Source organism: Kitasatospora phosalacinea, from assembly GCF_000717185.1.
In the GTDB taxonomy this organism is placed as follows: Bacteria; Actinomycetota; Actinomycetes; order Streptomycetales; family Streptomycetaceae; genus Kitasatospora; species Kitasatospora phosalacinea_A.
This window is the reverse complement of record NZ_JNYE01000091.1, coordinates 1-26040: the sequence shown is the minus strand read 5'-3', so window position 1 is coordinate 26040 and position 26040 is coordinate 1. Positions and strand designations below refer to the sequence as shown.

The window sequence follows — 26040 nt, the reverse complement described above, 5'->3', positions numbered from 1 at the left end:
GGACGGGCGCTGTGACCGGTCGGGGAGTGGACCAGAACGAGCTGCTGAAGGACCTGCGTAAGCAGGTAGCAGCTCTGGAGGACGACCTGCGAGAGCGCAGCCAGGACGTACCGGAGTTCGCGGAGAAGCTGGACGACGAGTACCAGCGCGCTCGGGTGGCTGAGCGCACCGCAGCCACGTACGAGAGCTGGCGCGAGGAGCGCATCACCCAGGCCGCCGTCGCCTGGGTCCTTGGCACGGTGTTCGTCCGCTTCTGCGAGGACAACGGACTGATCGAATGGCCGTGGCTCGCCGGCCCCGGGGAACGGCTGGAGATCGCGGAGGAGCGCCACGAGGCCTATTTCCGCGAGAACCCGGAACAGAACGACCGCGACTGGCTCATCGCCGCGTTCGACCACCTCGCAGCGGCGAACGAGACAGCGGGCGGCCTCTTCGACCGCAACCACAACCCCCTGTGGGGGCTCACACCGAGCTATGAAGCGGCGCGGGCGCTGCTGGCCTTCTGGCGGCGCAGGGACAAGAACGGCGAGGCGGTCCACCTCTTCGAGAGCACGGACTGGGACACCCGGTTCCTCGGTGACCTCTACCAGAACCTCAGCGAGCACGCGCGGAAGACGTACGCGCTGTTGCAGACTCCCGAGTTCGTGGAGGAGTTCATCCTTGACCTCACGCTGGAGCCAGCGGTGGAGGAGTTCGGGCTCTGGCCCGAGCTGACCATTCGCGAGGGTGGCTCGAGTGTTGAGCGGCGAGGGCTGCGGACTATCGACCCGGCGTGCGGTAGCGGGCACTTCCTGTTGGGGATCTTCCAGCGGCTGTTGACACGGTACCGGGAAGAAGCCGGGCCGGGCGTCGACGACTGGACGAACGTGCGAGCCGCTCTTGAGGCAGTGCACGGGTGCGACAAGAACCCATTCGCGGTGAGTATCGCCCGTTTCCGGCTGCTGGTTGCGGCGCTGAAGGAAGCTGGAGTAGGGCGCCTGGACCAGGCACCCAAGTTCCCAATCAACGTCGCAGTTGGTGACTCGCTGCTGCACGGACGGGGCGTCGGCAAGCGCAAGCAGAAGGGCAAGTCGGAAGATGACCTGTTCTCGGCTATGGGGATGGCCGACGACGGGGACGAGGAGGAATCGGAGGGCGCGTTCGCGTACTCGACGGAGGACGTGAACGAGTTCGTCCGGAGCTGCGACCTCCTAGGGAGGCACTCGTACCATGCGGTGGTGGCGAATCCGCCGTATATCACGGTAAAGGATAAGCGGGAGAACGAAAACTATAGGGGTGCATACGACGCTTGCTCTGGCGTTTATGCACTTTCGGTGCCGTTTGCTCAGCGGATTTTTGAGCTTGCGACTCGAGAGCAGCAAGGATTCACCGGGCAGATCACCGCCAATTCATTCATGAAAAGGGAATTTGGCAAGAAGCTCATCGAAGACTTCTTTCGGACCGTGAAGCTGACGCACGTTATTGACACGTCCGGGGCTTTTATTCCTGGGCACGGTACACCTACAGTGATTCTCGCTGGGCGGAACACCGAACGAGGATGGCCTGATCCGATTCGAGCCGTCCTGGGCGTCCGCGGGGAGCCGGGGCAACCGGAGATTGCAGCGGAGGGATTCGTCTGGCGTGCCATTGTGGAGCAGGTGGCGAAGCCGAGAAGCGAGTCTGCGTGGGTTTCAGTCACTGACATAGCGAGGGGGGAGCTTTCTGGGCACCCGTGGTCGCTCAGTGGAGGAGGGGCGGCTGATCTGCTGGCTCGGGTCGCCAAGAACCGGACACCGCTCGCCAAGAAGATCGAATTGCCGGTAGGGCGCGCAATTCGTGCTGGTGCCGATGAAGCCTTTATCAGGCCGCTGCGTGCGACTCTCCGGACGCGAGCGGACCGGCGTGCAATCGTTCCGCTGGCGGTCGGCGAACAGGTCAGGGACTGGACGGGTGAGTTCACTGAGGGTATCTGGTACCCCTACCATTCGAGCATTTCCAATGCAATGGGTCTAGAGCAAGAATTGTGGCCGTGGCGTACTCTGCTGTCGGCGCGTAAGACCTTCCAGGGTGATATGGCAGCAGCGGGCTTGCGCTGGTGGGACTACATGCAGCACACGGCCTCTGCCTATCGAACGCCACTCTCGATCACATTCGGTGAGGTGGCAACGCACAATCACTTCGCTCTGGACCGCGGAGGAAGCGTATTTAAGCAGACCGCACCAGTGATCAAATTGCCGGAAGGGTCCACAGAAGAGGAGCATTTGGCGCTACTTGGGCTACTGAACTCCTCGACGGCGTGCTTTTGGCTGAAGCAGGTCTGTCACGATAAGGGTGCGCAGGGAGTCGGTGAAGGCTTCAAATCCCACGCATGGGAACGCTTCTACCAATTCAACGGCACCAAGCTGCAGCAGTTTCCCGTTCCAGCGGACCTGCCTCTTATGCTCGGCCGCGCCCTCGATACACTTGCAAAGGATCTCCTCTCGAGCGAGCCCGCTGTCGTGGCAGCCGAGTCAGCTGCGCCGACTCGTGCTGCTCTCGACTCCGCACGAGTTTCTTATTCCTCTGCTCGCCGTCGGATGATCGCCTTGCAGGAGGAGCTGGACTGGCACGTATACGGTTCATACGGCCTCCTGAGAGAGGACGAGGTTGCCGCTCTTACTGCCTCAAATCTCGACGATGTGCCCGAGCTGTCACTCGGCGAGCGCGCATTTGAAATCGTTTTGGCCAGGAGGGTGGCGGCTGGCGAGGCTGATACTGCGTGGTTCGACCGGCATTGTTCCGTCCCTGTCACCGGCATTCCAGTCGACTGGCCGGAATGGTACCAGAAAATTGTGCAGCGGCGAATCGACATCATCGAGAAGCGTCGCGACATTGCGCTGATCGAGCGACCGGAGTGCAAGCGTCGTTGGTCATCGCCCACGTGGGAGAAGAGGGAAGCTGAGGCACTCCGCGCCTGGCTGCTGGACCGCTGTGAACGTGGGGACCTGTGGTTCCATACTCGTGATGGCATGCGCCAACCTCGCACCCTTACGCTGATGCAGCTCGCTGACCTATTTACCGACGACGCTGAGGTCCAGGCTGTCGCCGAGCTGTACGCGGCAGATCACCTCGGCAAGCCGGACCTCAGGCTCGCCGAGGTATTGCGCGACGTCCTTGCCGACGAGTTTGTTCCTTACCTATCCGCCTTGCGCTACAAGGACTCTGGACTCCGCAAGCGCGAGCAGTGGGAGAAGGCCTGGGAGCAGCAGCGTGAGGAGGACCTGACTGGGCAGCAACTGAATATCGCCGTGCCGCCGAAGTACGCCAGCGTGGACTTCCTCAAGCAGTCGTACTGGTCAAACCGCGGCAAGCTTGATGTGCCGAAGGAGCGGTTCATCTCCTATCCGGATGCTGGGCCGGAGGCTGACCCCAAGCTGGTTCTCGGCTGGGCTGGCTGGGACCACCGCGACCAGGCGCAGGCCATCATTAACCTGGTGGCCGACCGTATTGAGCGGGATAACTGGCAGGGTGAACAGCTGATTCCGCTCCTCGCCGGGATGGTGGAGTTGCTGCCCTGGCTGAAGCAGTGGCACGGCGAGTTCGATGCCGAGTGGGACGGCAATCCTGCGACCGACTGCCAGGAGTGGCTGGAAGCCCAACAGCGCGAGCATGGCATCGCAATGGACGCACTCCTCGCCTGGCGTCCGTCGGCACCAAAGCACGGCAAGGCTGCAGCCAAGTAGCGTACGGTCGCCACACGCACGATCGCACCGATATGAATTCCACGACGAAGGGAACCGCGACCCGCGATGTCCAGCACTGAGCTCTTCCTCCGGGACGTCCTGGACATCCCCGACGCGGTCCTCGCCGGGAAGTTCAAGGTCGAGCTGTCCGGCGGGTTCGAGGAGACCCAGCGCCTGGTCGACGAGTACGTCGTCACCGATCAGCTGAAGGAAGCCTTCGGCAAGGCGCTCACGCTCGTCCGCAGCTCGGTCCGCGACGGCTCTTCCAACGCCGCGTACCTGCACGGATCGTTCGGCTCCGGTAAGAGCCACTTCATGTCTGTGCTCCACGCAGTGCTCAACAACGAGCCGGCGGCCCGCTCCAAGCCGCGTCTGCAGGAGGTCATCGCCGAGCACGACGACTGGCTCCGCGACCGCCGATTCCTCATGGTGCCGTATCACCTGGTCGGTGCAGCGGACCTGGACTCGGCGCTCCTCGGCGGCTACGTCCGGGCGATCCGCCGGCTGGATCCGAACGCGCCGACGCCGCCGGTCTACCGGGCTGACGCGATGCTGGACGATGCCCGCTACAACCGCAGCATCGAAGGCGACGAGCTGTTCATCCGCAAGCTCGGGGACCGTGCTGTCGGCGACAGCACGGCCCATCCCGGTGCCGCGGACGAGGACGACCTGGTACCGCTGGAGGAAGCCGAGGCGCCCGCTACCGGCTGGACCAGCGACGACTTGGACCGTGCGTTCGCAGCTCCGCAGGGCGATCCGCTGCGCGAGGCATTGGTCTCCGCGCTGCTCAGCGGTCCGATGAAGTCCTATGCACGTGGTGCCAGCGGCGATGCGAATGCCTTCATCCCGTTGGAGGACGGCCTGTCCGTCATCAGTCGGCACGCGAAGTCGCTCGGCTACGACGGCATCGTGCTGTTCCTCGACGAGTTGGTCCTCTGGCTCCAGGCCAGGATGAGCGACCAGGACTTCGTGAAGACCGAGGTCGGCAAGCTCGTCAAGATCATCGAGTCGGGGGTGGCGGACCGGCCGGTGCCGATCATCTCCTTCGTCTCGCGCCAGAGGAATCTCTCCCAGCTCGTGGGCGAGGACGTCACGGGCGCTGAGGTGAAGAACCTGGAGTCCCAGGTCGGTTACCTCGCGCAGCGTTTCGACGTGATCAGCCTGGAGGACCGGAACCTCCCGGCGATCATCAAGGAGCGCGTGCTGAAGCCCCGCTCCCCGGAAATGCGGGCCGCTCTGGATTCGGCGTTCGCCGACTTCGAGCAGGCCAACGCACGGGTCAAGGACGCGCTGCTCGACTCCCAGGGCGCCACGCAGGCCGACTGGTCCGACTTCCGCGACGTGTACCCGCTGACGCCGGCGCTGCTGAACGTCCTGGTCGCCCTGTCCGGTGCACTGCAGCGTGAGCGAACCGGTCTCAAGCTGCTCCAGGATCTGCTGTGGCGCCGTCGCGAGGACATGAAGGTCGGCCAGATCATCCCGCTCGGCGACTTGTGGGACGTCCTCTCCGGCGGCATGGGCGACGCCTTCACCGAGAAGCTCCGCAAGGAGGGCGAGCAGGCCAACCGGTTCTACGACAAGGTCCGCCTCTGGATGCTGGAGCGCTACCAGGGCGAGGAGAGCCCCGAGTTCCGGGCCACCGACCGGCTCGTGAAGACGCTCCTGTTGGCCTACCTGACGCCCGAGGTCCCGGCCTTGGCCCGGTTGACCGCGCGCCGGCTCGCCGACCTCAACCACGGTTCCGTCAAGCGCACCCGGACCATCACTGACGACAAGGTGGCTTTGGCACGCCTGGAGGAGCTGCAGGGCGAGTTCGGCGGAGAGCTGCGTTCGGACGGCGGCAACGACCCGGTGTTCGCACTCCACTTGTCCGACCTCGACGTCGAACCGCTGCTGGACGCTGTCGGAGAGGTCGACCGGGTCAGCGCGCGGCGCGTGTGGATCAAGGAGGCTCTCTGGGGCGCGTTCGGCATCAAGGACACCGAGGGCTTCGTCTGCGAGCACGAGGTCGTGTGGCGCGGTACCAAGCGCACCGCCGAGTTCGTGTTCGGCAACGTCCGCGACGCCCAGGAGATCCCGGACGACCACTTCATCCCCTCGGTGGACGGCCGGGTGCGCTTTGTCTTCGACTACCCGTTCGATGTCGCTGGCCAGTACCCGAGCAATGACGCCGCGCGGGTCCGTCAGCTGCTGCGGGACGAACGGCACCACCAGCCCACCGTGGTGTGGCTGCCGGCGCACCTCTCGCGTCAGCGGGCCGGCCAGCTCGGACGCCTCCTGAAGATCAACTACTTGCTGGAGCGGGAGCGGCTCGACGACCTCGCGGTCAACTACTCCAGCGAGGATCGCATCCGCATGCGCCACCAGCTGCAGGCGCAGCGCGACAACCTCACCTCCCAGCTCACCGTCACGCTGGCCCAGCTGTACGGGATCAGCCGCCTGGACGAGGCCAACGCCGGCGCCCCGGTCGGGGAGGACGGCCACTTGTTGTCGATGCTGCCGGGCCATCGGCCCCGGCTGGAGGCCGCCGCCGGCTTCGAGGGCAACATGCTCCGCATCGCCGACGGGGTGTTCCAGGAGCTGTACCCGAAGCACCCCAACTTCGATCCGTCCGGCAACCGCAAGGCGATCACCCCGGCCGAGCTGAAGACCGTGCTCGGCTGGATCACCAAGGCCATGGAGGACGGCTCCGGGCGCGTTGAACTCGACCGCGGGCAGATGGCCGTCGTCAAGAAGATCGTGCACCCGCTGGAGCTCGGAGAGGTCCACGACGGTCCGCTCACCCTCAGCACCGAGTGGCGCCGGCGGATCGACCAGTACGCCGCCCAGCAGCAGATCACCGGCGAGTACAAGGTGGAGGACATCCGCCAGTGGATCGCCAAGCTGGGATGGACCGGCTTGGACAAGCAGGTCAGCAGCCTGCTGATCGCCACCTACGCGCTGCTGGCCGACCGGTCCTGGGTCTACAACGGGAAGCCCGAACCGACGGCCCCGCCGCTCCAGTCGATCGGTGCCGGCCACGTCCTGCGAGCCCAGGAGAAGCCCAGCGAGGCCGAGTTCGCCACGGCGCGGGAGCGTGCGGCTGCCCTGTTCGGCGTCACTGGTGTGCCGCCGGTGCTGTTCGCCCGCAACGTCGCCAAGCTCGCGGCTGAGGTGCGTGCGAAGGCGAAGGAAATGGAGAAGTACGTCGACGGGGTGCGCAGCTCCCTCGGCAAGCCGCAGCACGCCGAGGCGCTGGGCCTGACCGACCCGCGTGCGCCCCGTCTGCTGGCGGCTCGGCACGCCGCAGACCTCGTCCAGCGGCTGACGCGGCACCAGGACGACACCCCGCTGGTGAAGGAACTTGCCGCGGTCGCGTACGACATCACCGACGAAGAGCTCGGGGCTGCCCTCGGCTCGGCCAAGACGGTGCTCGACGCGCTCGACCGTACGCAGTGGGACCTGCTGGAGAGTGTGCGCGAGTACACGGGGCGGACCGACGGGATCGGTGACCGCGCGCAGCGGTTGATCGCCGAGGTCCAGCGGGCCGCTCACGAGGACGAGTTCGCCCGTCGGCTCGCGCCCGTCCTGGACGGGATCCAGCCGCAGGCGCTGGCACTCATCAGGGACGCTGCCCGGCTGGCCGCCGTGGCCGCACCAGTGGCACCTCCGGCCGCGCCGCCGTTGACCCCGTCCGCGCCCCAGGAAGCGCCGACCGAGGCAGGGCAGGTCAGTCTGACGGTTCACGGCCAGCCGCCACTGCCGACGTCCCCCGAGGCGCCGAGCACTCCTGCCGCCCCCGCCGGCACGACCACTCCTGCCGCTTCCGGGGATGGCGTGCCGCGTCGCTCCACGCGCAGGGTCGCGGCCCGCGCCGGAGACACCGCGTTCGAGCGTGCGCTCGCAGATCTGCTCGGCGAGATCCGGCAGTTCGCCGCCACCAACCCCGACACCGAGATCGAGATCGGGTGGAAGCCCGCGGACGAGCCCGGAACGGGCGGTAGCGCCAGCGAAGGGACGGCGGACTGATGTCGGCTCAGCCGCCCCTGGTCAACCGCCGGGTCATCGAGGCGCTCTTGCGCCTGGAGCTCCCCAACGAGCCGGAGCGCCGCCTCGTCCTGGTCCACGGCCGCTACGACACCACTGCCGCAGCCGAGTTCACCACGTCCGTGGCCGACGACAAGCGCCGGATCGAGGTCGTGGAGGAGCACTCCGTCCTCGGCATCTCCGACGCCTGGCACCGCTACCAGGAGGAAGCCCCTGCTTCGGGCGCGGTGCTGGTGGTCGCCACCACGGTCGAGGACGAGCAGCTCGGCTGGGACGTCCTCGGCCACGCCCTGCGCCGCCAGGTCCTCAGCGTCGATCGGGCGGAGATCGTCAGGCTGCGGTTCGGCGCCACCGGCCTCGACCCGCGCATCCGCGCGGAATCCTGGCTCGTGAACGCGCTCCTCGATGCGGAGCCCCACAGCGGCTGGCCGCGGCTCGGCTCCGTGCTCACCCTGAACGCGGCGATGCGCGCACTCGTCGAGGCCAGACTGTCGATCAGCCAGGCATCCCCCGACACGGCCGGCGGCCGAGGCGAAGCACGGCGTGAGACTCCGCTCGACGCGGACACCCTGCTGGCATGGTCGCGCAGCCCGCTCGGACCCGCCGCGTACGCGGCACTGGCCACGGACGAGCAGCAGGGCATCAAGGCCTGGTTGGCCAAGGTAGCCGGAAGCGCGGCATCCCTGCTGCTCGACCTGTGCGCCGCAGGCCGAGGCCAGGACGCCATGGCCCTCGGCGTTGTGGGCTCCGCAGTGGCCGGCCCTGCGACGTCGGCCGAGACCGGCCTCGCCCTCGGCGGACTTTTCGGCACCATCCGGATCAAGCCCGCCGACCTGCGTGCCTTCACCCTCGCCGTCGAAGGAACACTGATCCGCTGGCTGCTGCAGGCCGAGCAGGCCGGCCCGGAGCAGCACGCGGCCCGTAACCGGGCCCTGGACGTCCTCGAACAGGCCGATCGGCAGGCCCAGGACGCCGGCCTGACCGAAGCCCTCGCAGGCAACGCCTACCTTCCCTCCGGATTCCAGGCACGCCTCACCGCACTGGCGTCCGTCCTCGACCCGTCCGGTGCCCGCGCACACGATCTCGCCGCAACCGAGGCAGCGCTCGAGGACCTGCGCCGTCATCATCTCGCGGGCCTGCTGCGCGCACGTGTCCGTACCGCCGAGGCCGCAGTGCGCCTCGCCCGCTGGCTGGCCGGAGCGCACCCGACGGTCAGCTCTGTCGCGGGTGCCGTCGAGCACCACCTCGCCGAATGGGGCTGGGTGGATGCCGCCCTCACCGTCCTGTGGGCCGGCGACGCCGAAGCCCACGAACCGGTCATCGCCGCCTACCACAGCATCTACCACGCTGCTCGCGGGCGGCGCGCAGTGATCGACGAGATCTTCGCCCGCTACCTGCGCGACTGGACGCGCACCGCCTCCAGCCAAACTTCGGGCGGCGCGCTCCTGGTGGAGAACGTCCTCGACACCATCGCGGTCAAGCTCGCCGGCAAGTCGGGCCGGGCACCCCTGATCCTGCTGGTCGACGGCATGAGCAGCGAGGTCGCGGTCGGCTTCGGCGAAGAGCTCGCCCGCCGCGGCTGGCTGGAGACCGGCCCCACCCGGGGCCGGCGCACGGCCGCAGTCGCCGCGATCCCCTCACTCACCCGCATCAGCCGGGCCTCGCTCCTCACCGGCAGCCTCACCCAGGGCGGCCAGTCCGTGGAGAAGCCCGGCTTCGAGGCGTTCTGGTCCCGGCAGCGCCGGTCAGGTGTCCTCTTCCATAAGGCGGACATAGGAGGGGCAGCCGGGCAGCGGCTCTCCGACACGCTGCAGCGCGAACTGGCCGGCGAAGCGGTCGTCGGCGTCGTGCTGAACACCGTCGACGACTCACTCGATCACGCGGCCCAGGGGGACCGCACCCGCTGGCGCCTGTCCGACGTGACCTACCTGGGGGAGCTCCTCGCCGCCGCCCGCCTCTACGGCCGCCCCGTCGTCATCGTCGCCGACCACGGCCACGTCCTCGAACGGGGCGAGGGACTCGACGCCCCGACAGCCACTGGCAATACGGGTGCCGCGCGCTGGCGCCTCGGCGAGCCGGACGCCGGTGAGGTCCTGCTGACCGGACCCCGCGTTCTGGAAGGCGATGGCCGCATCGTCGCGCCCTGGCGCGAGGACATCCGCTACACGCCCCGCAAGGCGGGCTACCACGGCGGTGCCTCCCTCGCCGAGATGACCGTGCCGGTCCTCGCGCTGCTGCCCGCAGACACGGACCCGCCCAAGGACTGGCACCTCCTCGCCCCCGAGGACGTCACCCCGCGCTGGTGGAACGCAGGCGGCCCCGCCGCCGAGACGGCACGCGCCGCCGAGCAGACCGACCAGCCGTCGACGACAGCCGACCACACCAGCAGGCGGGAAGCCGCGGACGAGACAGCCGAAGCCGCCCCGGCGAGCAGCGCCGCGGACCGCTCTTCCTTCGGTGCGAAGCTGGTGGCCACCGAGACCTTCCGCTTCCAGCGAAGGTTTGTCCGCAAGCCACCCGAGCCCGAGGTCATGGCAGCCGTCGTCGACGCGCTGGTCGAGGCCGACGGCGTCCTGTCCCTCACAGCCGTCGCCGCGGCAGCCGGCAAGGCAGGACGCAACGCCGACGGCTTCGCCGCCACACTGCAACGACTCATGAACGTAGAGGGCTACCCCGTGCTGGAATTCAGCGACAACGGAACCAGGTTGCGGCTCAACGTGCCGCTCGCCGCCGAACAGTTCCAGGTGGACAGCTGATGAGCACCAACCGGCCCCCCTCCGGGAGCCAGCCCGCATCCGTGAGCGCGGCCCGCCGCCGCGACGTGGTCGATGCCCTGCGCCGCGGCACAGTACCCCAGTTCGGCCTCGACCTGTTCGCCGTCGGCCTCGACCGCTTCGAACGCGCCCTCGACGACGACCTGACCGTCGTCACCCGGGGCGGCGCCGCGTTCCACGCCGTTCGCGGCGACTACGGCTCCGGCAAGACGTTTTTCGCCCGCTGGCTGGCCGAGCGGGCCAAGCGCATGGGCCTGGCCACAGCCGAGATCCAGATCTCCGAGACCGAGACTCCACTGCACAAACTGGAGACGGTCTACCGGCGCCTGACCGAACGTCTGTCCACCGCGAGCCACGCCCCCAGCGCCCTGCGTGCCATCGTCGACTCCTGGTTCTACACCCTCGAAGAGGAAGTCCTCGACGCCGACGACGTGTCGGAGGACGACACCGAAGCCCTCGGCAAGGCCGTTGACGCCCTCATGGAGTCCCGTCTCGCCGAGGTCGCCCGTACCACCCCCGCGTTCGCAGCAGCCCTGCGCGGATACCGCCACGCCAAGGCCGCAGGCGACGCCGCTACCGCCGAAGCGCTCATCGCCTGGCTCGGCGGCCAGAAATCCGTCGCGGCCGGTGCCCGCCGGACCGCAGGCGTCCGCGGAGACCTGGACCACTTCGCCGCCCTCGGCTTCCTCCAGGGCCTGCTGACCGTCCTGCGGGACTGCGGACACCCCGGGCTGCTGCTCGTCCTCGACGAGATCGAGACCCTCCAGCGCGTGCGGGGCGACGTCCGGGAAAAGGGCCTCAACGCCCTTCGGCAACTCCTGGACGAGATCGACGCCGGCCGCTTCCCCGGCCTGTTCCTCGTGATCACCGGCACACCCGCGTTCTACGACGGACAGCAGGGCGTACAACGCCTTCCCCCGCTGGCCCAGCGCCTGGCCACCGACTTCACGACCGACCCCCGCTTCGACTCACCCCGCGCGGTCCAACTCCGCCTCGCCGGCTTCGACCTGGAGCGCCTCGGCGAACTCGGCCGCAGCGTCCGAGACCTCTACGCAGGTGCTGCCCGCAACCCGGACCGGATCACCGAACTCGTCGACAACGCCTACATCGCCGAACTCGCCACCGCCGTCACCGGAGGACTCGGCGGCCAGGTCGGCATCGCACCGCGCGTCTTCCTGCGCAAACTCGTCGCCGACGTCCTCGACCGGGTCGACGAGTTCGACGACTTCGACCCACGCCGGCACTACGCCCTCACCCTGTCCTCGGCCGAGCTGAGCGAAGCCGAACGCAGCGCAGCCTCCGCGGGCGACATCGAGCTCGACCTGTGAGCGACACCCCGGCACTCCCTGGCCCCGAGTCAGGGAAGGCTGCGCTGTCCCGGCTCCAGCCCGCCCTCGTCCACCACATCGTCAACTCCCTCGGCTGGCGCGAACTGCGCCCCCTCCAGCAGGAGGCCATCACCCCGCTGATCGACGGCTCCGACGCGGTCCTGCTCGCCCCCACCGCCGGCGGCAAGACCGAAGCCGCATCGTTCCCCCTGCTGTCCGCCATGGAGCAGCACCGCTGGACCGGCCTGTCGGTGCTGTACGTGTGCCCGCTCAAGGCCCTGCTGAACAACCTCCTGCCGCGCCTCGAAACCTATGCCGGATGGCTCGGCCGGCGCGTGGCGCTCTGGCACGGCGACATCCCCCCGACTGCACGCCGGCGCATCCTCGCCGACCCGCCGGACATCCTGCTCACCACGCCCGAGTCCATCGAGGCCATGCTGGTGAGCACCAAGGTCGACCAGCACCGCCTCTTCGCCGACCTGCGGACCATCGTGGTCGACGAGGTCCATGCCTTCGCAGGCGACGACCGGGGCTGGCACCTGCTCGCCGTCCTCGAACGCCTCCAACACCTGGCCGGACGGCCGATCCAGCGCATCGGGCTGTCCGCCACCGTCGGCAACCCGCATGACCTCCTCCACTGGCTGCAGGGTTCGGGCCGTGGCCAGCGCCCCGCCCAGGTCGTCGCACCTGGCGTCGACCTCGCCCCACGGGCCGTCGCCGACGCCACGAAGGTGACACCACCGGGAGACATCGAACTCGACTACGTCGGATCGACCGCCAACGCGGCCAAGGTCATCGCCGCTCTCCACCGAGGCGAGAAGCGTCTGGTCTTCTGCGACTCCCGGCAGCTCGTCGAGGAACTCGGCGCCGCACTCCGCGCCGCAGGCGTAACGACCTTCCTCTCCCACGCCTCCCTGTCCCTCGACGAACGCCGCCGCGCCGAAGCCGCCTTCGCCGAGGCCCGCGACTGCGTCATCGTCTCCACCAGCACCCTCGAACTCGGCATCGATGTCGGTGACCTCGACCGCGTCATCCAGATCGACGCCCCCACCACCGTCGCCTCCTTCCTCCAACGCATTGGCCGCACCGGCCGCCGTGCCGGATCCAGCCGCAACTGCCTCTTCCTCGCCCGCAGCCACGAGGCGCTCTTGAGCGCCTCGGCCCTCCTCGTCCTGTGGGGCCGCGGCTACGTCGAACCGGTTGCCGCACCGCCCGAGCCCCGGCACATCGTCGCGCAGCAGCTCCTCGCCCTCAGCCTCCAAGAGCACAAGATCGCCCAGGGGCTGTGGGACGAGGGATGGAACGGCCTGCCCCCCTTCGACCGCGGCGCCGAACCCATCCTGCGGCATCTGGTCGACCACGGATTCCTCGACCAGGACGGCGAGCTGCTGTTCATCGGCCCGGCTGCCGAGGAGAAGTTCGGCCGACGCCACTTCATGGGCATTACCGCCGTCTTCACCGCACCACCCGAATTCACCGTCCTCGCCGGCCGCCAGGAGATCGGCCGCACCGACCCCATGCTCCTCACCGAGAAGATCGACGGCCCCCGGGTCCTCCTGCTCGGCGGTCGGAGCTGGAAGGTCACCTGGATCGACTGGACCAGGCGCCGCTGCTACGTCGAACCCTCCGACCTCGCCGGCCGCGCCCGCTGGTTCGGTACCGGCTACAGCGGCACCTCCTACGCCCTCAACCAGGCCGCACGCGACGTCCTGCTCGGAACCGACCCACAGGTCAAACTCACCCGCCGAGCCACCCAGCAACTCGCCCACGTCCGAGAGCACAACGTCGACACCGTCCACCCCGGCGGCACCGTCATCACCCGAGCCGGCGACGACATCCGCTGGTGGACCTGGGCCGGCTACCGCGCCAACGCCACCCTCACCGCCACCCTCGCGGGAGTAACCGACGAGCGCCAGCGCTTCTCCGACGAATACCTGCGCCTACGCACCGACCTAACACCTCAGATGTGGAAGGCCAGCACGGCGGACGCCGTCTCACGCCTGTGCCTGCCCGACATCGACGTGAAAGCCATGCGCGGGCTGAAGTTCCACGAGGCCCTCCCGGAACGACTGGCTATGGCCACACTCGCCACCAGGCTCGCAGACCTCGATTCGGCAACGACCATTCTGGCCGAGCCAGTCCGGTTCACGATCAGAACAGAGTGACACTACCTGCCCTGCTGTGGGCGCCGAGGACCGCAGGACAGCAACCACGCGATGGCCACCGGATCGAGCAGACCCGCTGTCCCGCACGACCTGGAGCAGGACGAACGCTCCCGGAGCCTGGCAGAGTTCGAGCGCAGCTGAACACGCTTCTCCACATTAGGTCATGAGACATGTCGGTCGTGTGGAAACTGAATTCATCGACGGTCACCGCGATGAAGGGACACCACATGACCGACAATGTCGCCAGCATCGAGCAGCGCGCCTCCGAGAACCGCCCGCGCCCGACGGAGCCGCAGGACTGCGAGCGGACCGAGGTGCTGCGCGCGCACGACGCCTGGGCGCTGCCGGTGGAGGTCCTCCTGGATCTTCTGAACGCCACCGTTCGCAAGGCGGAGATGCCGTACGACGCGCTCGGGGCGATGCTCGGCGATCCGTCGAGCGGCTTGCGCATCTACGTCCGGCCCGGTCTGAGCGACTACGAGGTCTCGCGACTCGTCCGTAAGCTCATCGGGCACTATCTCGGCAAGCCCGGCACCGGTATGTGTACCGCCACGCCGGCGTTCGAGTCCGACAGCGAGTTCAAAATCCTCAGCATCCCCGGAAAGCCCGCGGACACGGCGGACGGCGCGGTTGTCGACGCCGAGCGGCGAACCGTACCGGACATCGCGTCGCTGTACGAAGGAAGCGACTGGGCGCCGATGCATGGCTGGTGCACCGACGAGGAAGTGATCGGCGCCTTGAAGGCGCTCATCGTTGATCACCTCCATGGTCTGGCCGAGGACCTGCCCGAGGATGCGTCTGAGTGGCCCGAGGGCATCGGAGCCACGGTCGCCTTCGGGTACAAGGACGGCGAGCGCTGTCCGCTCGTCTTTGTCGACCCGAACCTGCCGAGCGGGCTGCGCGCCGACCTGTGGGGATTCTGCGTCGCGCTCGCCTCCGGAGGAGATCTCGGTGGCGCAGAGCCGAACGAGGACGGCATCTTCTTCGTCGGGACTCAGCGATCGCCAGTGACCGGGCCCGGAGTCGGGTTGCTGGCAGCCCTGACGTTGCAGAGGGTGGGCCGGCGTCCTGGCGACTGCGGGTTCCAGCTGGGAAGCGAACCGGCGATGTCGTCGGAGCAGCTGCCGGACGCCGCCTGAAGACCGCCGCTGTCGGAGCGCCGAGGCCGCACGGCACCGGTGCTCTGCGGCGGGAGGGGCCCCGGTAGCCGCCTCCGCTGCCCCTCCCGCGTCGCCCCCCTGGGAGACAGGCCTCCTTCGGTGTCTCCGTGAGGCGGCCCGAGACCTGCGAGTGAAATCGGCCAACTGACCTGTCAGTTGGGTGATATCTCGGCACATCACCTGCGTCGGCGGTTACGGTACGGATCATGCGCCGACGCGGACGGAGGGGTGCATGCCTCTGGTGTGTCGGAGGGCTGTGCCACCGTGGAGCGGGGCGGCGACGAGGGAAGGGGAAGTGGCCTGGATGGCAGAGCGCGAGGGTCCGAGCGAGACAGCGTCGACATCATTCGACCTCGACTCGCTGGCGGTGGGAGACCGACTCAGGCTCTTCAACTTCACCCAACGCGACGATTCGACGGCCTACTTGTGGGTCTTGAGGGCGATGAACGTCCTGCGTGCGGTTCACCAGGTACAGGTTCACACCGCTGACGTGGCCCGAGCGCTTGCCGAACTCGGCGAGGCGCACGCGGATGTGCCGGCCCCCGGCGATCTGAACCTGCGGAACATGCTGGATGTTCTCTCGGGAGAGCAGGACCGGGGACGGGAAGGCGACAAGGTCCTTCACCGGGTCGAGGACGCATCCCGCGCCGGAACGCTTGCCGCGTACCGAAACCGGCAGTCGGTCTACCAGTTCACGGAGATCGGGTACCGGGCCTACACCGCCGTGGAGGCGGTGATCGGGGCCCGAGTGGAGGACGCCAACCTGTCGCGGCTCGTCTTCGCCGACATCCTCGCCGACCTGACGGCCTTGGCGGCGGCGAACCGCAGCGCGGACCGGGAGGAGATCTACCGCAAGCTCTCCCGGCTGGACGCGGTCCTGGAGGACATGACCCAGCGCTCCGCCCGGTTCTACCTCACGCTGAACGACGTGGCCCGCACCACCGACATCTCGCCGGAGACGTTCCTGCGCCACAAGCACACCCTTCTCGCTCACATGAGTGACTTCTCGGCGGAGCTCGAGCGCTACACCCCGCGCCTGCTCGACGCGGTCCGCGACGTTGAGGACAGCGGGGTTGAAACGATGCTCGACCGCGTCGCCGACGTCGACGGCCGGCCCATGATGAGCCTGGCCGCTCGCAGGGAGGACTGGCGGCGGCGCTGGACGGGGCTGCGTCAGTGGTTCGTCGCCGAGTATCCCGTCGAACCGAAGGCCGTCCAGCTGCAGAGCGCCACCCGCGACGCGATCTCGGGTGTCATCGCCCTTCTGCGGCAGGTCACTGAGTCCCGGCGTACTGGTGTCAGCCGCACCACCCAGCTTCGCCACCTTGCGGCCTGGGTTGCCGGAGCCCCGGACCAGCAGGCGGCGAACGCACTGATGGCCGCAGCGTTCGACCTACGGTCCGTGCGTCACCTGGCCGGTGCCCACGACGATGACGACCAGATCTCCAGCCGCTCCACCTGGTGGGACGCTCCCGGTGTCGAGATCAGTGTCAGCCTGTTCAAGCACGGCAAGCGGCCCGCCCCGGGTGGGCCGCAACCGGTGCGGACCGGTCGAGGGACCCGCGCACCGCTGCGGCAGAAGCATCTTCAGAGCCGCGCCGCGGAGAGGGCTGCCGCGAGCGGGCTGCTCAAGCAAGGCGCACACGACAGGATTCTGGACGAAGCCGAGACGCGGGCGGTACTGAAACTGCTCACCCGCGCTCTGGAGAGCCGCACCGTGGTCGCTGGCCGCCTTCATCCGTCCATCGGCACCAGCGACGTCATGATGCTGCGCCTGATCCCCGACCAGAGAGGCAGTCGACTGCGGACCGTCAACGGAACGCTGCACCTCCCCGGGTTCCACCTGGAGATCACCTCGGCCCGCCGAAGCACCCGCACCCGGGAGCCCAGCTGATGACAACACATCGCGTCGCCGCGACCGTCGAGACGGCCCAGCTCGGCTCCTACCAGCAGGCAGCGCGTCTGATGCTGCTGTACAGCATCGTGACCGACAGCTATCCACGGAAGGGCGCACTGGCCTCCGTACTTCCCTGGGCCGACGAGCTGGCGAAGGACTTCCGCTCCCTGCTGGGCTACACCCTGCACACCACCTCTCACCACGCCCGGCTGACCCGCCGCCTCGACAGCCTCGACGGCAGCCAGGACTTCACCGCAGTCAGTAGCAAGCGGCCATTCGACCGGCGCCGCCTCGCATACCTCTGCCTGGTCCTCGCCTGCCTGCACCGCTCGCGCATCGAGATCAACCTCGCCGATCTCGTGCGGGAACTCACCCCGCACGCCAACACCATCGAGCACCTGGGCTTCGACCCGACCGCCCCGGGCCACAAGGACGCCGTCGTCGACGTCATCGACTGGCTCGTCCACCGCGGGGCCCTGCGCCTGTCCGACGGCTCCACCCAGCACTGGGCCCGCGACCACGAACGCGGCGACGCGCTCTACGACATCGACCAGAGCTTGTGCGCTGCGCTCTTCAAGCCCGGCAAGCCCCTTCAGCACCTCACCAGCGTGGCCGGCCTCCTCGAAACAGCACCGACCGGTACCGGCCGCGACGCCCGCCGACGCTACGCCGCCCAGCGAGCCCGCCGAGCCGTCATCGAGCACCCGGTCGTCTACTACGCCGACACCGACCCCGAGACGGCCAGCGCCCTGCGCCAGTCCGCACTGGTGGAGGACCTCACACGGTTCACCGGCCTGAAGATCGAACGCCGTGCCGAAGGCATCATGCTGGTCGACAACACCGGACACTTCACCGACAAGCGCTTCCCCGGACGCGGCGGCGCGATCAACCGCACCGCCGGCCTGCTCCTCGCCAAGATCGCCGACCTGCAAGAAGACCCCGCCCAAGCGGGCAGGCTCAGCCGGCTTCCCGCGCCCGACCCCGTCGACGAACACCACGTTCTCATCGCCCACATCGACGTCGCCCTGCCTCACACAGCCACCCTGACCGCCCTTGCCGACGAAGCACCCGCCCCCGGACCGCACCCACCCGTGGCCGGCCACGTCGACGACCTGCAGCAGCCACACCCGCCGGCGACCGCCACACTCATCGAACAGGCCCGGCTGGACGAGATGATCGCCGAACTCTACGAGGAGTTCGGTCCGTCCTCGTTCACCATCAAGTGGCAGGCCGACCCCGCAGGCCTCCTCCACGAAGCGATCACTCTCCTTCAGGACCTGCTCCTGGTCCACCGCGTCCCCGGCGGAATCCTCATCCGCCCGGCGGCAGGCCGCTACCGCAACATCACCGCAGCCCTCCCCAGCCCGAGCGTCGACGGCCAGTTCGCCTTCGACTTCAGCGCACCCGAGGACGTCACCCGATGACCACCGGCGACACCGCCATCCGCTTCAAGCCGTCCCGCGCCGGCATCATCGGCCTGTGGGACTACGACGACGAGGAGTTCGTCTTCGCCGACGGCCGCCTCGTGCTGCGCGGCCACAACGGATCCGGCAAAACCAAAGCCCTCGAAGTCCTCTTCCCCCTCGTCCTGGACGGCAGCATCGACGCCCGGCGCCTCGACCCGTTCAGCGGCGAAGAACGCACCATGAAGTCCAACCTGCTCTACCGCGGCCAAGAGTCCAACTTCGGCTACGTCTGGATGGAATTCACCCGCTCCAACCCCGAAGGGCGACTCCTCGAAGCTGTCACCATCGGCATCGGCCTCCTCGCCCACAAGGCGAAAGAACGCCCCGGCCGCGTCTTCTTCGTCACCGACGGCCGCGTCGGCGTCGACTTCGGCCTCCTCACCGCCGACTCCCGCCCGCTCCGCAAGACGGAGTTGGAAAAGCTCATCGGCAAGGACGCCCTCCACACCACCAGCACCGCCTACCGAGACGCCATCGACGACCGCCTGTTCGGACTCGGCCGCGAACGCTACGCCCAGCTCATCAACCTCCTCCTTCAGCTGCGCCGCCCACTGCTCGCCAAAGACCTGGACCCCGACAAACTCTCCGCCACCCTCACCGCGGGCCTGCGCCCGCTCGATGAGCACCTGATCAAGCAAGCCGCCGGCGACTTCGAGAACCTGGCCGAGATCCAGGATGTCCTCGACGCACTGATCGGCGCAGATACGGCCGTCCAGGACTTCCTGCGCGAGTACACCGCCTACATGCGCGTCCACGCCCGTCACCGGGTCGACCAGATCACCGAGCGGCTCCTCTCCACGGCCGGGCACTGCCAGAAGATCACCGACGCCGCCCAGCAGCGACAGGACGCCACCGCGGCCCTGGCAAAGGCCAAGGCCGCACGGAACACGGCAGCGGAGCAGGAGAAGAAGACCCAGGCCCAACTGGACGGCCTCAAGAACCACGAGGCGATCAAGGGCGAACGGGACCTCGACGAGTTACGGGCCCGCGTCAGTACGGAACGCCGGACCATCCGGGACACCGAGACCACCCTCACGCGGGCCCAGGAGCACGTGGCAAAGCTCGGAGGAGAAGCCGACCGCCTCGCCGGAAGGCTGACCACAGCGGAGAAGTCCGCAGAGCGGTACGTCGCCGCACTGCTCGACCACGCCCGCCATGCGGGCATCCGGATCGACGACGACCCGCTCGACCTGGCTGAGGACGTCAAGACCCAGGCCGCCGCCCGAGCCACCACCCGGCGCCACGACATCCACGCCGTCCAAGGCCACCTGAACCGCTACCAGGACGCGGCCGGCGCGCAGAACACCGCCCAAGGCGCCGTCGACAAGGCCGAGGCCGAGCTCGCCGAGCGCGACCTTGAAAGCGACCGAGCGGCTCGAACGCTGGCCGACACACGAGCACAGGCCGACGCCGAGCTGGCAGCGTTCACCAACCGCTGGACCGGAACCGACCCCCACGCCGTCCTCGGACCCGACGACACCGCCCTGCTCGCCCAGGCCCTGGCAACGGCAGACGCCCCTGGCGCGACCTCCCTGCAGGAGGCATTCCACAACGCCACCGACGAGCGCCGCACCCAGGCCCGCCGACACCAGGACGCACTCCAACTCCAGCACGACGAGACCAGCACCACGCTGGAGACGACACGTGCCGAGCGCGCGAGCGTGGCCGCGCAGCGCGACGACGCCCCGCCGCCCAGCGACCTGCGCCCCGCCGACCGCACCGACCGCCCCGGCGCGCCGCTGTGGCAGCTCGTCCGCTTCGCCGACCACCTGACCCCCGACCACACGGCTGCACTCGAAGGCGCCCTGTACGGCGCGGGCCTCCTCACGGCATGGGTACACCCGCACCCCAGCGCCACATCCCAGGCCATCGCCGACCAGGAGGCCGACGGCTTCCTGCACCCGCTTCCCCCCGAGCAACGCCCCGCTGGCCGCACCCTCGCCGACGTCCTCATCCCCGAGGAACAGGAACACGTCGAGGCGCAAGCCATCAACGACGTCCTCACCTCCATCGCCCTCACCGACGACCTCGCCACCCCAGGCCCGCACACCGACCAGGACCCCGGTGCAATCGTCAGCACCCGCGGCCAGTTCTCCCTCGGAGTCCACCGCGGCGCCCACCCCAAGCACCAGCCCGAGTACATCGGAGCGACAGCACGCGCCGCCCGCCGCCGCGAGCGCCTCAACGCCTATGACACCGCCATCGCCGGCCTCGAAAGCACACTGGAGACACTGACCACCGACCTCCAGCACGCGGTCGGCAACCTCGCGGCCTTCGCCACCGCCCGGGCCCAACTGCCGAGCACCACCGGCATCGTCACCGCCGCCCAACAGGTGGTCATCGCCGCCAACAAGGCAGCCGACGCCCGGACCCGGCTCACCACCGCCGGCAAAGCGCTCGACAACGCCATCGCGGAAGCCCACGAGCGCAAGCGCCAACTCCACAAGAGCGCAGCAGCCCTCACCCTTCCCGCCGACACCGAAGGCCTCAAGGCCGTCGACCTCGCACTCCGCGACTTCACCACCGCCGCAGCCGACCTGGAGACAACCAGGATCACCATCAACGACCTGCGCAAGGACCTCACCGACCGACGCGACACCGTCGACGAGCAGACCGCCGCCTGCCAGGAACAGGCCGAGGCCCTGGAAGAGCGACGCATCGACTACACGGCACTCGCCGAGCGCCTCCGCAAGCAGGAAGAGACCCTCGGCGCACCGCTGCGCCGGATCCACGAAGAGATCAACACCTTGAAGCGTCAGCTCGAGGATGCTCAGCTGGCCTACCGGCTGGCCGACACGGACCACTCGGCCCAGCAGCTCGCACTCGCCGGCGCCGACAAGGCCCTCCAGTACCTCCACGAGGCCCTCGCCACGGCACTGGCCGAACAACTGCGCACGGCAGCCGCCCTCCAGCCGTACAGCAGGCCCGACCTGCTCCGCGTCCTGGGCGCGAACGCCGACAGCAACTGGAATCCCACCGAGCTGTGGCCGACAGCCGGCCAAGCCGCAGAGGATCTGATGGCGCGACTCACCTCCCCGAGCGCCGACCTCACCCCCGAGGCCGCAGCCCGCGGTGCCCTCCCCGATATCACCCGTGCCCTCTATGACGCCCTCGCCGAAGCCACCCGCGGCCGGGCAGCCACCGACAGCATCATCAAGACCACCACGACCAAGCTGTCCACCGCCCTGAGCACACTCGAGAGCGCCCTGACGTCTTCCGACCAGGGATACCACTTCGAATGGGAGCCCGACGGCGACATCATCCTCGCCCGTGTCCGAGACAACGACGGTCCCGCACCCATCGTCGAGTTCGCTGTCCGCCTGGCCGAACAAGTCGCCGACCAGAAGGTGCTCCTGGAAGAACGCGAGCGAACCGTGCTGGAGGACACGCTCCTCACCGGCCTCGCCCAACAAGTCCACTCCCGGACCATCGAAGCACGCGACCTGGTCAGGGAAATGGACTCCGACACCCGGGCCAAGCCCATGTCCTCCGGCACCAGGGTCGGAATCCGCTGGGTGCAGTCGGACAACCTGACCGACTCCCAGCGCGCCGTCAACAAGCTCCTGGAGAAGGACGCCAGAACACTGGGGCCCGTAGGGCTCGCCGAACTCCGCTCCCATCTGCGCAGCCAGATCCGGACCGCACAGGCTCGCGACCGCCGCAAGACCTACCAGCAGATCATCTCCCAGGTCCTCGACTACCGATCCTGGCGCCGGTTCGAGCTGCTCCTGTCCCGTCCGGGAGGAAAGGAGGAAAAGCTCACCCGCTCCAAGCACAGCGAAATGTCCGGTGGTGAGAAATCCGCCTCCATCCACCTGCCGCTCTTCGCGGCCGCCAACGCCCAGTACGGATCGGCCCACCCCACATGCCCTCGCCTGATCGCGCTGGACGAGGCATTCGCAGGGATTGACGAGCGCTACCGCCCCGACCTCCTCGCCCTGACCGTCAAGTTCGACCTCGACCTCTTCATGACCGGCCACGACCTGTGGATCACCTACCCGTCGGTCCCGCGCATCTCGCACTACGACATGCTCCACGACGAAGCCACCCACACCGTCTCCGCCATGCTCATGCTCTGGGACGGAGAACAGATCCACGACGACCTCGGCTATCCGGGATCCGACGAACTGGCCGCGGACATCCTCGGGTTCACACCCCGGCGCCACGCACCGGTCAGCGACGGCCTCCTCGGCGACATCAACCCCGACAGCGACCTCGACGACCTCACCGACGGACAGGACGACGAGGAATGACGGCACCGACGGACCCGCGAAGCCTCTACGGCGGCCCCCAGTACCAACGGCTGCTGGCAGCAGCGCGCCGATCACTCGAACGCACAGGAGGTCGGCTCGACGGCTCGGTGAGCATCACCGCGCCCACCGACGCCGAACGCGAGGCACTGATCGGCATCACAGGCGCCTACCGGCCACCGGGCACCGCGCGGATCACGGTGAAGGTCGCCGACCTCGAAGCGGCTGTCCAGGCCGCCACCGGAACACCACTGGCAGCCCTTCTCACACTGCTCGGAGGGCCGCTCGTCGACCGCCCGGGACGGAAGGAAGCACAGGCCCGGACACGAGCACAGCTGACAACCACCGCCGAAGCAAGCCCGCTCCACGCACACTCGTGGTACCGGGACTGGCTTGCCGCCATCACAACAGACGGCACCCTCACCAGCCTCATCAACAAGAACGACAGCACCTCACTGACCCGCGCCATCCGCGTCCTCGAACACCTGTACACGCGCCCAGGTGACGCACCACCGCTCTTGCTTCCAGTGCTTGCGGAAGCGACCACCGGAGACACCAAAGCCCTCAACCACGGCAGCGGCGCCCTTCCCACCTTGGTGCTCCGCGCCCTGGCCCAAGCCCGCAACACCACCCTTGCGAACGGCGCCGAAGCGCGCCGCGAACTCTGGGATTCTTTCGACGTGATCGTCGATGACCTCGCCAGCCGCGTCCTGGTGCTCAACCTGCCCGCCCACGGCGAGGGCTTGGGCGAATGGCTCACCGGCGCCGCCCGCTACGGCACGCCCTTCCACATCTCCCTCCACCAGCTCGTCACGCTGCCGATCTCCCTCGACCAGCCCACCGTCTACGCCTGCGAGAACCCCGCCGTCCTACGCCGCGCCGCCGGAGAACTCGGCCCGAAGAGCCCACCGCTCGTCTGCGCCGAAGGCCGCCCCTCAACCGCCTTCCACCGCCTCACCCGCGCAATCCGCCAAGGCGGAGGAACACTCCACTATCACGGTGACTTCGACTGGTCCGGCATCGACATGACCAACCAGCTCATCAGCCGCTACCAGGCCCGCCCCTGGCACATGACCGCTGCCGACTACCTGGCCGGCACCTCCGCCACCAACGAGGAGGACCAGATCCCCCTCAACGGCAAGCCCTACCCGACCCCATGGGATCCGCAGCTCGCCGAAGCCATGCACCACACCAACCGGGCCCTCTACGAAGAAGCAGTCGCAGACACCCTCCTCGACGACCTCATGAAGCATCCGTCCAACCGCCAAGGTGCCTCGTAGCGAAGCCAGTTGGGCAATCCAGCACCCACACCTTGCGACGAACGGCCAACTCGTTTGGTGGGTCGGGCCTTTCGGTGAGGCTCGCGCAGCACGAACGAGCCCTGCGCTGCCGAACCCCCGACCCAGGAACGGAACAGCATTGGAGCGTCAGCCAGTTGATGCTCCTGGCAAGCCCGATCCTGCACCCGAACCCGGTTGTCGGTCCCCGGGTGCACACTGGAAACTCCCACTCGTGGTTGATGGCAGAGATGAGACGCCATGAACGATTACGACGGTGAACTCCCCAAACGCAACCCGGTCCTGAGCATCGCACTCAACCGCTTGCTCGACCTCGACCGAGAAGACCTCGGTGTCCCCGAGACCCCCCTTCTCTGGGAGAGGCTCTACGCCGACAAACGGCCGGTCCCTGAACGCGGCCTGCTCTGCCCCACCTGCCTCGACGCCCGCCCCGACCAGCCGGAATGGATGTACCTGTCGCTGCGTCAGGGCCGCCGCATCGCCTCCCACTACAACCCGAGTCGCCGCGCACACGACGAACCGGAAAGCGACCAGCACAAGGCATACAAGGAGCGATACGCCCGAGCCGCAGAGGCCGACGGCCACGGCGTCGAGATCGAAGCCCGCGCAGCCGACGGCAGGCGCCGCACCGACGTTCTCGTCACCGGCACCGGCGGCCAACTGTTCGGGTTCGAGCCCCAGTTGTCGTACATCACCGTCCAGGCCGTGCGCCACCGAGACAAGATCGCCAAGGAAGACGGCATCACCGCGGTGTGGCACACCGTCGACCCGAAGGCGCCCCTCATCGACCAGGTCCACTGGGCGCGTACCGACAACCTTCCGGCCCGAGCCATCCGCGAGGACCGCGACCTGCTCGTCCGAGGCGGCGTACGCACCCTCAACCTGAAGAAGTGCGACCACACCAACCCGCTTCCGTGCCCCGTCAAGAAGATCGGCCGCTGCTACCAGTGGCACCCGACCTGGGACGTCCAGGTGCCGCAGATCGACGACATGGTCCGCCGCATCGCCGGCGGCCTCTACGTCCCGATCACCCTCAAGACCACAACCGGCGGCCTGCTTCGCTTCTGGGCGCCGGAGAAGGACCGGAAGGTGTTCGTCTCGAACGGCGGGACACTGGTCAACACGGAGAAAGAGCCAGCGGTTCCGCGCCAGCGGAAGACCTCGACGGGTCTGCGCGACGTGGAGTGCGTCCGGGTACGGGAAGACCGGCGCAGGCCGGACTTCGAACCCATGCCGCCGAAGGACACCGGCGAAGCGTACTGCGCAGCCGTAACCGTGCGCGTGCCAGCCCTGGCAGCACCGGTGATCGGACCAGTGCGGGCCGGCTACTGTTCCGCGGGCAGGACCCCATGCGGCGCGTCTGGTGCCCGGCTCTATCCCGGCGGCTGGTTCTGCGACTCCCACCGACCAGGCATTCGGCACTGACTGGCGGTTGCCGGACCCTGCTCTCGCAGCGAAGCACCGGGCAGTTTCCGAACGCGGGGATGCCCTGGGCAGCGGCATGGTTTGGGAGTACCACGCGCTCCGGTCAGTATTGCGGTACTCCAAGGACCCGGATCTATGCGGCCAGGCAGGTGTTGGGGATTTCCGCGGAGGCGATGCCGGCGTGCTGGGCATCGGCGTGGTCGAGGGCAAGAGCGAGCGCTTTGACGGCTTCGTCTGCGGAGTCCTTGAGGAGGTGCCCGTAGAGATCGACGGTGATGGCGAGATTGGCGTGGCGCAGTGTCTTGGAGACGACGGCAAGAGGGATGCCGGCGGCGATCATGATGCTGGCAGCGGTGTGGCGCAGGTCGTGCAGACCGATCTTCGGCAGGTCGAGTTCGGCAGTGCGTTTGCGGAGCTGGTCGAGGACCCACTGGGGTCGAAGGGGCTCTCCGTCCGGGCGGGTGAAGACCAGCCCTTCCAAGCGGCTGTCGGGATGGGCGGCCATCTGGGTGGCGGCTTGGCGGTGGAGGGCGGCCATGACTCTGGGGGA

Annotated in this window: 12 protein-coding genes; 11 read left to right on the top strand and 1 reads right to left on the bottom strand. The window is 68.3% G+C overall.

Annotation, left to right across the window (positions count from 1 at the left end; translation table 11 throughout):
- Positions 1-26: 26 nt before the first annotated feature.
- The 11 genes from pglX to OO57_RS29745 all read left to right on the top strand — a co-directional run bounded on the left by pglX (position 27) and on the right by OO57_RS29745 (position 25490).
- Positions 27-3701, top strand: coding sequence for a BREX-2 system adenine-specific DNA-methyltransferase PglX (pglX, locus tag OO57_RS29795; RefSeq protein ID WP_324606805.1), 3675 nt, complete (start codon positions 27-29; stop codon positions 3699-3701).
- Positions 3702-3767: 66 nt separating this feature from the next.
- Positions 3768-7709: a DUF6079 family protein gene (locus OO57_RS29790; protein WP_051778415.1), complete on the top strand. Its 3942-nt coding sequence runs from the start codon at positions 3768-3770 to the stop codon at positions 7707-7709.
- Positions 7709-10483 carry a BREX-2 system phosphatase PglZ gene (gene pglZ, locus OO57_RS29785; RefSeq protein ID WP_033255814.1) on the top strand — a complete coding sequence of 925 codons (2775 nt, stop codon included), beginning with the start codon at positions 7709-7711 and terminating at the stop codon, positions 10481-10483. The genes OO57_RS29790 and pglZ overlap by 1 nt, the downstream gene beginning before the upstream one ends.
- Positions 10483-11829: a BREX system ATP-binding protein BrxD gene (brxD, locus tag OO57_RS29780; protein ID WP_051778414.1), complete on the top strand. Its 1347-nt coding sequence runs from the start codon at positions 10483-10485 to the stop codon at positions 11827-11829. Before pglZ ends, brxD begins: the two co-directional genes overlap by 1 nt.
- Positions 11826-13994 (top strand): DEAD/DEAH box helicase, encoded by a 2169-nt coding sequence (locus OO57_RS29775; RefSeq protein WP_051778413.1) that lies wholly within the window; start codon positions 11826-11828, stop codon positions 13992-13994. Before brxD ends, OO57_RS29775 begins: the two co-directional genes overlap by 4 nt.
- 170 nt (positions 13995-14164) lie before the next feature.
- A complete protein-coding gene (locus OO57_RS29770) occupies positions 14165-15133 on the top strand; it encodes a hypothetical protein (RefSeq protein WP_158715269.1) in 969 nt (322 codons plus the stop codon).
- A 325-nt stretch (positions 15134-15458) separates the two neighbouring features.
- A complete protein-coding gene (locus OO57_RS29765; protein ID WP_033255825.1) occupies positions 15459-17048 on the top strand; it encodes a TIGR02677 family protein in 1590 nt (529 codons plus the stop codon).
- Positions 17048-18475: a DUF2398 family protein gene (locus OO57_RS29760; protein ID WP_033255813.1), complete on the top strand. Its 1428-nt coding sequence runs from the start codon at positions 17048-17050 to the stop codon at positions 18473-18475. The genes OO57_RS29765 and OO57_RS29760 overlap by 1 nt, the downstream gene beginning before the upstream one ends.
- Positions 18472-22770, top strand: a complete 4299-nt coding sequence (locus OO57_RS29755; protein ID WP_033255812.1) for a TIGR02680 family protein — start codon at positions 18472-18474, stop codon at positions 22768-22770. The genes OO57_RS29760 and OO57_RS29755 overlap by 4 nt, the downstream gene beginning before the upstream one ends.
- Positions 22767-24047 carry a TIGR02679 family protein gene (locus OO57_RS29750; protein WP_033255811.1) on the top strand — a complete coding sequence of 427 codons (1281 nt, stop codon included), beginning with the start codon at positions 22767-22769 and terminating at the stop codon, positions 24045-24047. Before OO57_RS29755 ends, OO57_RS29750 begins: the two co-directional genes overlap by 4 nt.
- Positions 24048-24305: 258 nt before the next feature.
- Positions 24306-25490, top strand: a complete 1185-nt coding sequence (locus tag OO57_RS29745; RefSeq protein WP_033255810.1) for a hypothetical protein — start codon at positions 24306-24308, stop codon at positions 25488-25490.
- 133 nt (positions 25491-25623) lie between these two features.
- On the opposite strand, the gene OO57_RS39945 is transcribed toward OO57_RS29745, so the two are convergent.
- A partial coding sequence (locus tag OO57_RS39945) for a tyrosine-type recombinase/integrase (protein ID WP_199811352.1) occupies positions 25624-26040 on the bottom strand: 417 nt, incomplete at its 5' end.

What these genes read in the sequence shown, in the direction of transcription:
- OO57_RS29790 (WP_051778415.1), top strand. Translation starts at nt 3,768, where the DNA reads ATGTCCAGCACTGAGCTCTTCCTCCGGGACGTCCTGGACATCCCCGAC.
- pglZ (WP_033255814.1), top strand. Translation starts at nt 7,709, where the DNA reads ATGTCGGCTCAGCCGCCCCTGGTCAACCGCCGGGTCATCGAGGCGCTC.
- brxD (WP_051778414.1), top strand. Translation starts at nt 10,483, where the DNA reads ATGAGCACCAACCGGCCCCCCTCCGGGAGCCAGCCCGCATCCGTGAGC.
- OO57_RS29770 (WP_158715269.1), top strand. Translation starts at nt 14,165, where the DNA reads ATGTCGGTCGTGTGGAAACTGAATTCATCGACGGTCACCGCGATGAAG.
- OO57_RS29765 (WP_033255825.1), top strand. Translation starts at nt 15,459, where the DNA reads ATGGCAGAGCGCGAGGGTCCGAGCGAGACAGCGTCGACATCATTCGAC.
- OO57_RS29760 (WP_033255813.1), top strand. Translation starts at nt 17,048, where the DNA reads ATGACAACACATCGCGTCGCCGCGACCGTCGAGACGGCCCAGCTCGGC.
- OO57_RS29755 (WP_033255812.1), top strand. Translation starts at nt 18,472, where the DNA reads ATGACCACCGGCGACACCGCCATCCGCTTCAAGCCGTCCCGCGCCGGC.
- OO57_RS29750 (WP_033255811.1), top strand. Translation starts at nt 22,767, where the DNA reads ATGACGGCACCGACGGACCCGCGAAGCCTCTACGGCGGCCCCCAGTAC.
- OO57_RS29745 (WP_033255810.1), top strand. Translation starts at nt 24,306, where the DNA reads ATGAACGATTACGACGGTGAACTCCCCAAACGCAACCCGGTCCTGAGC.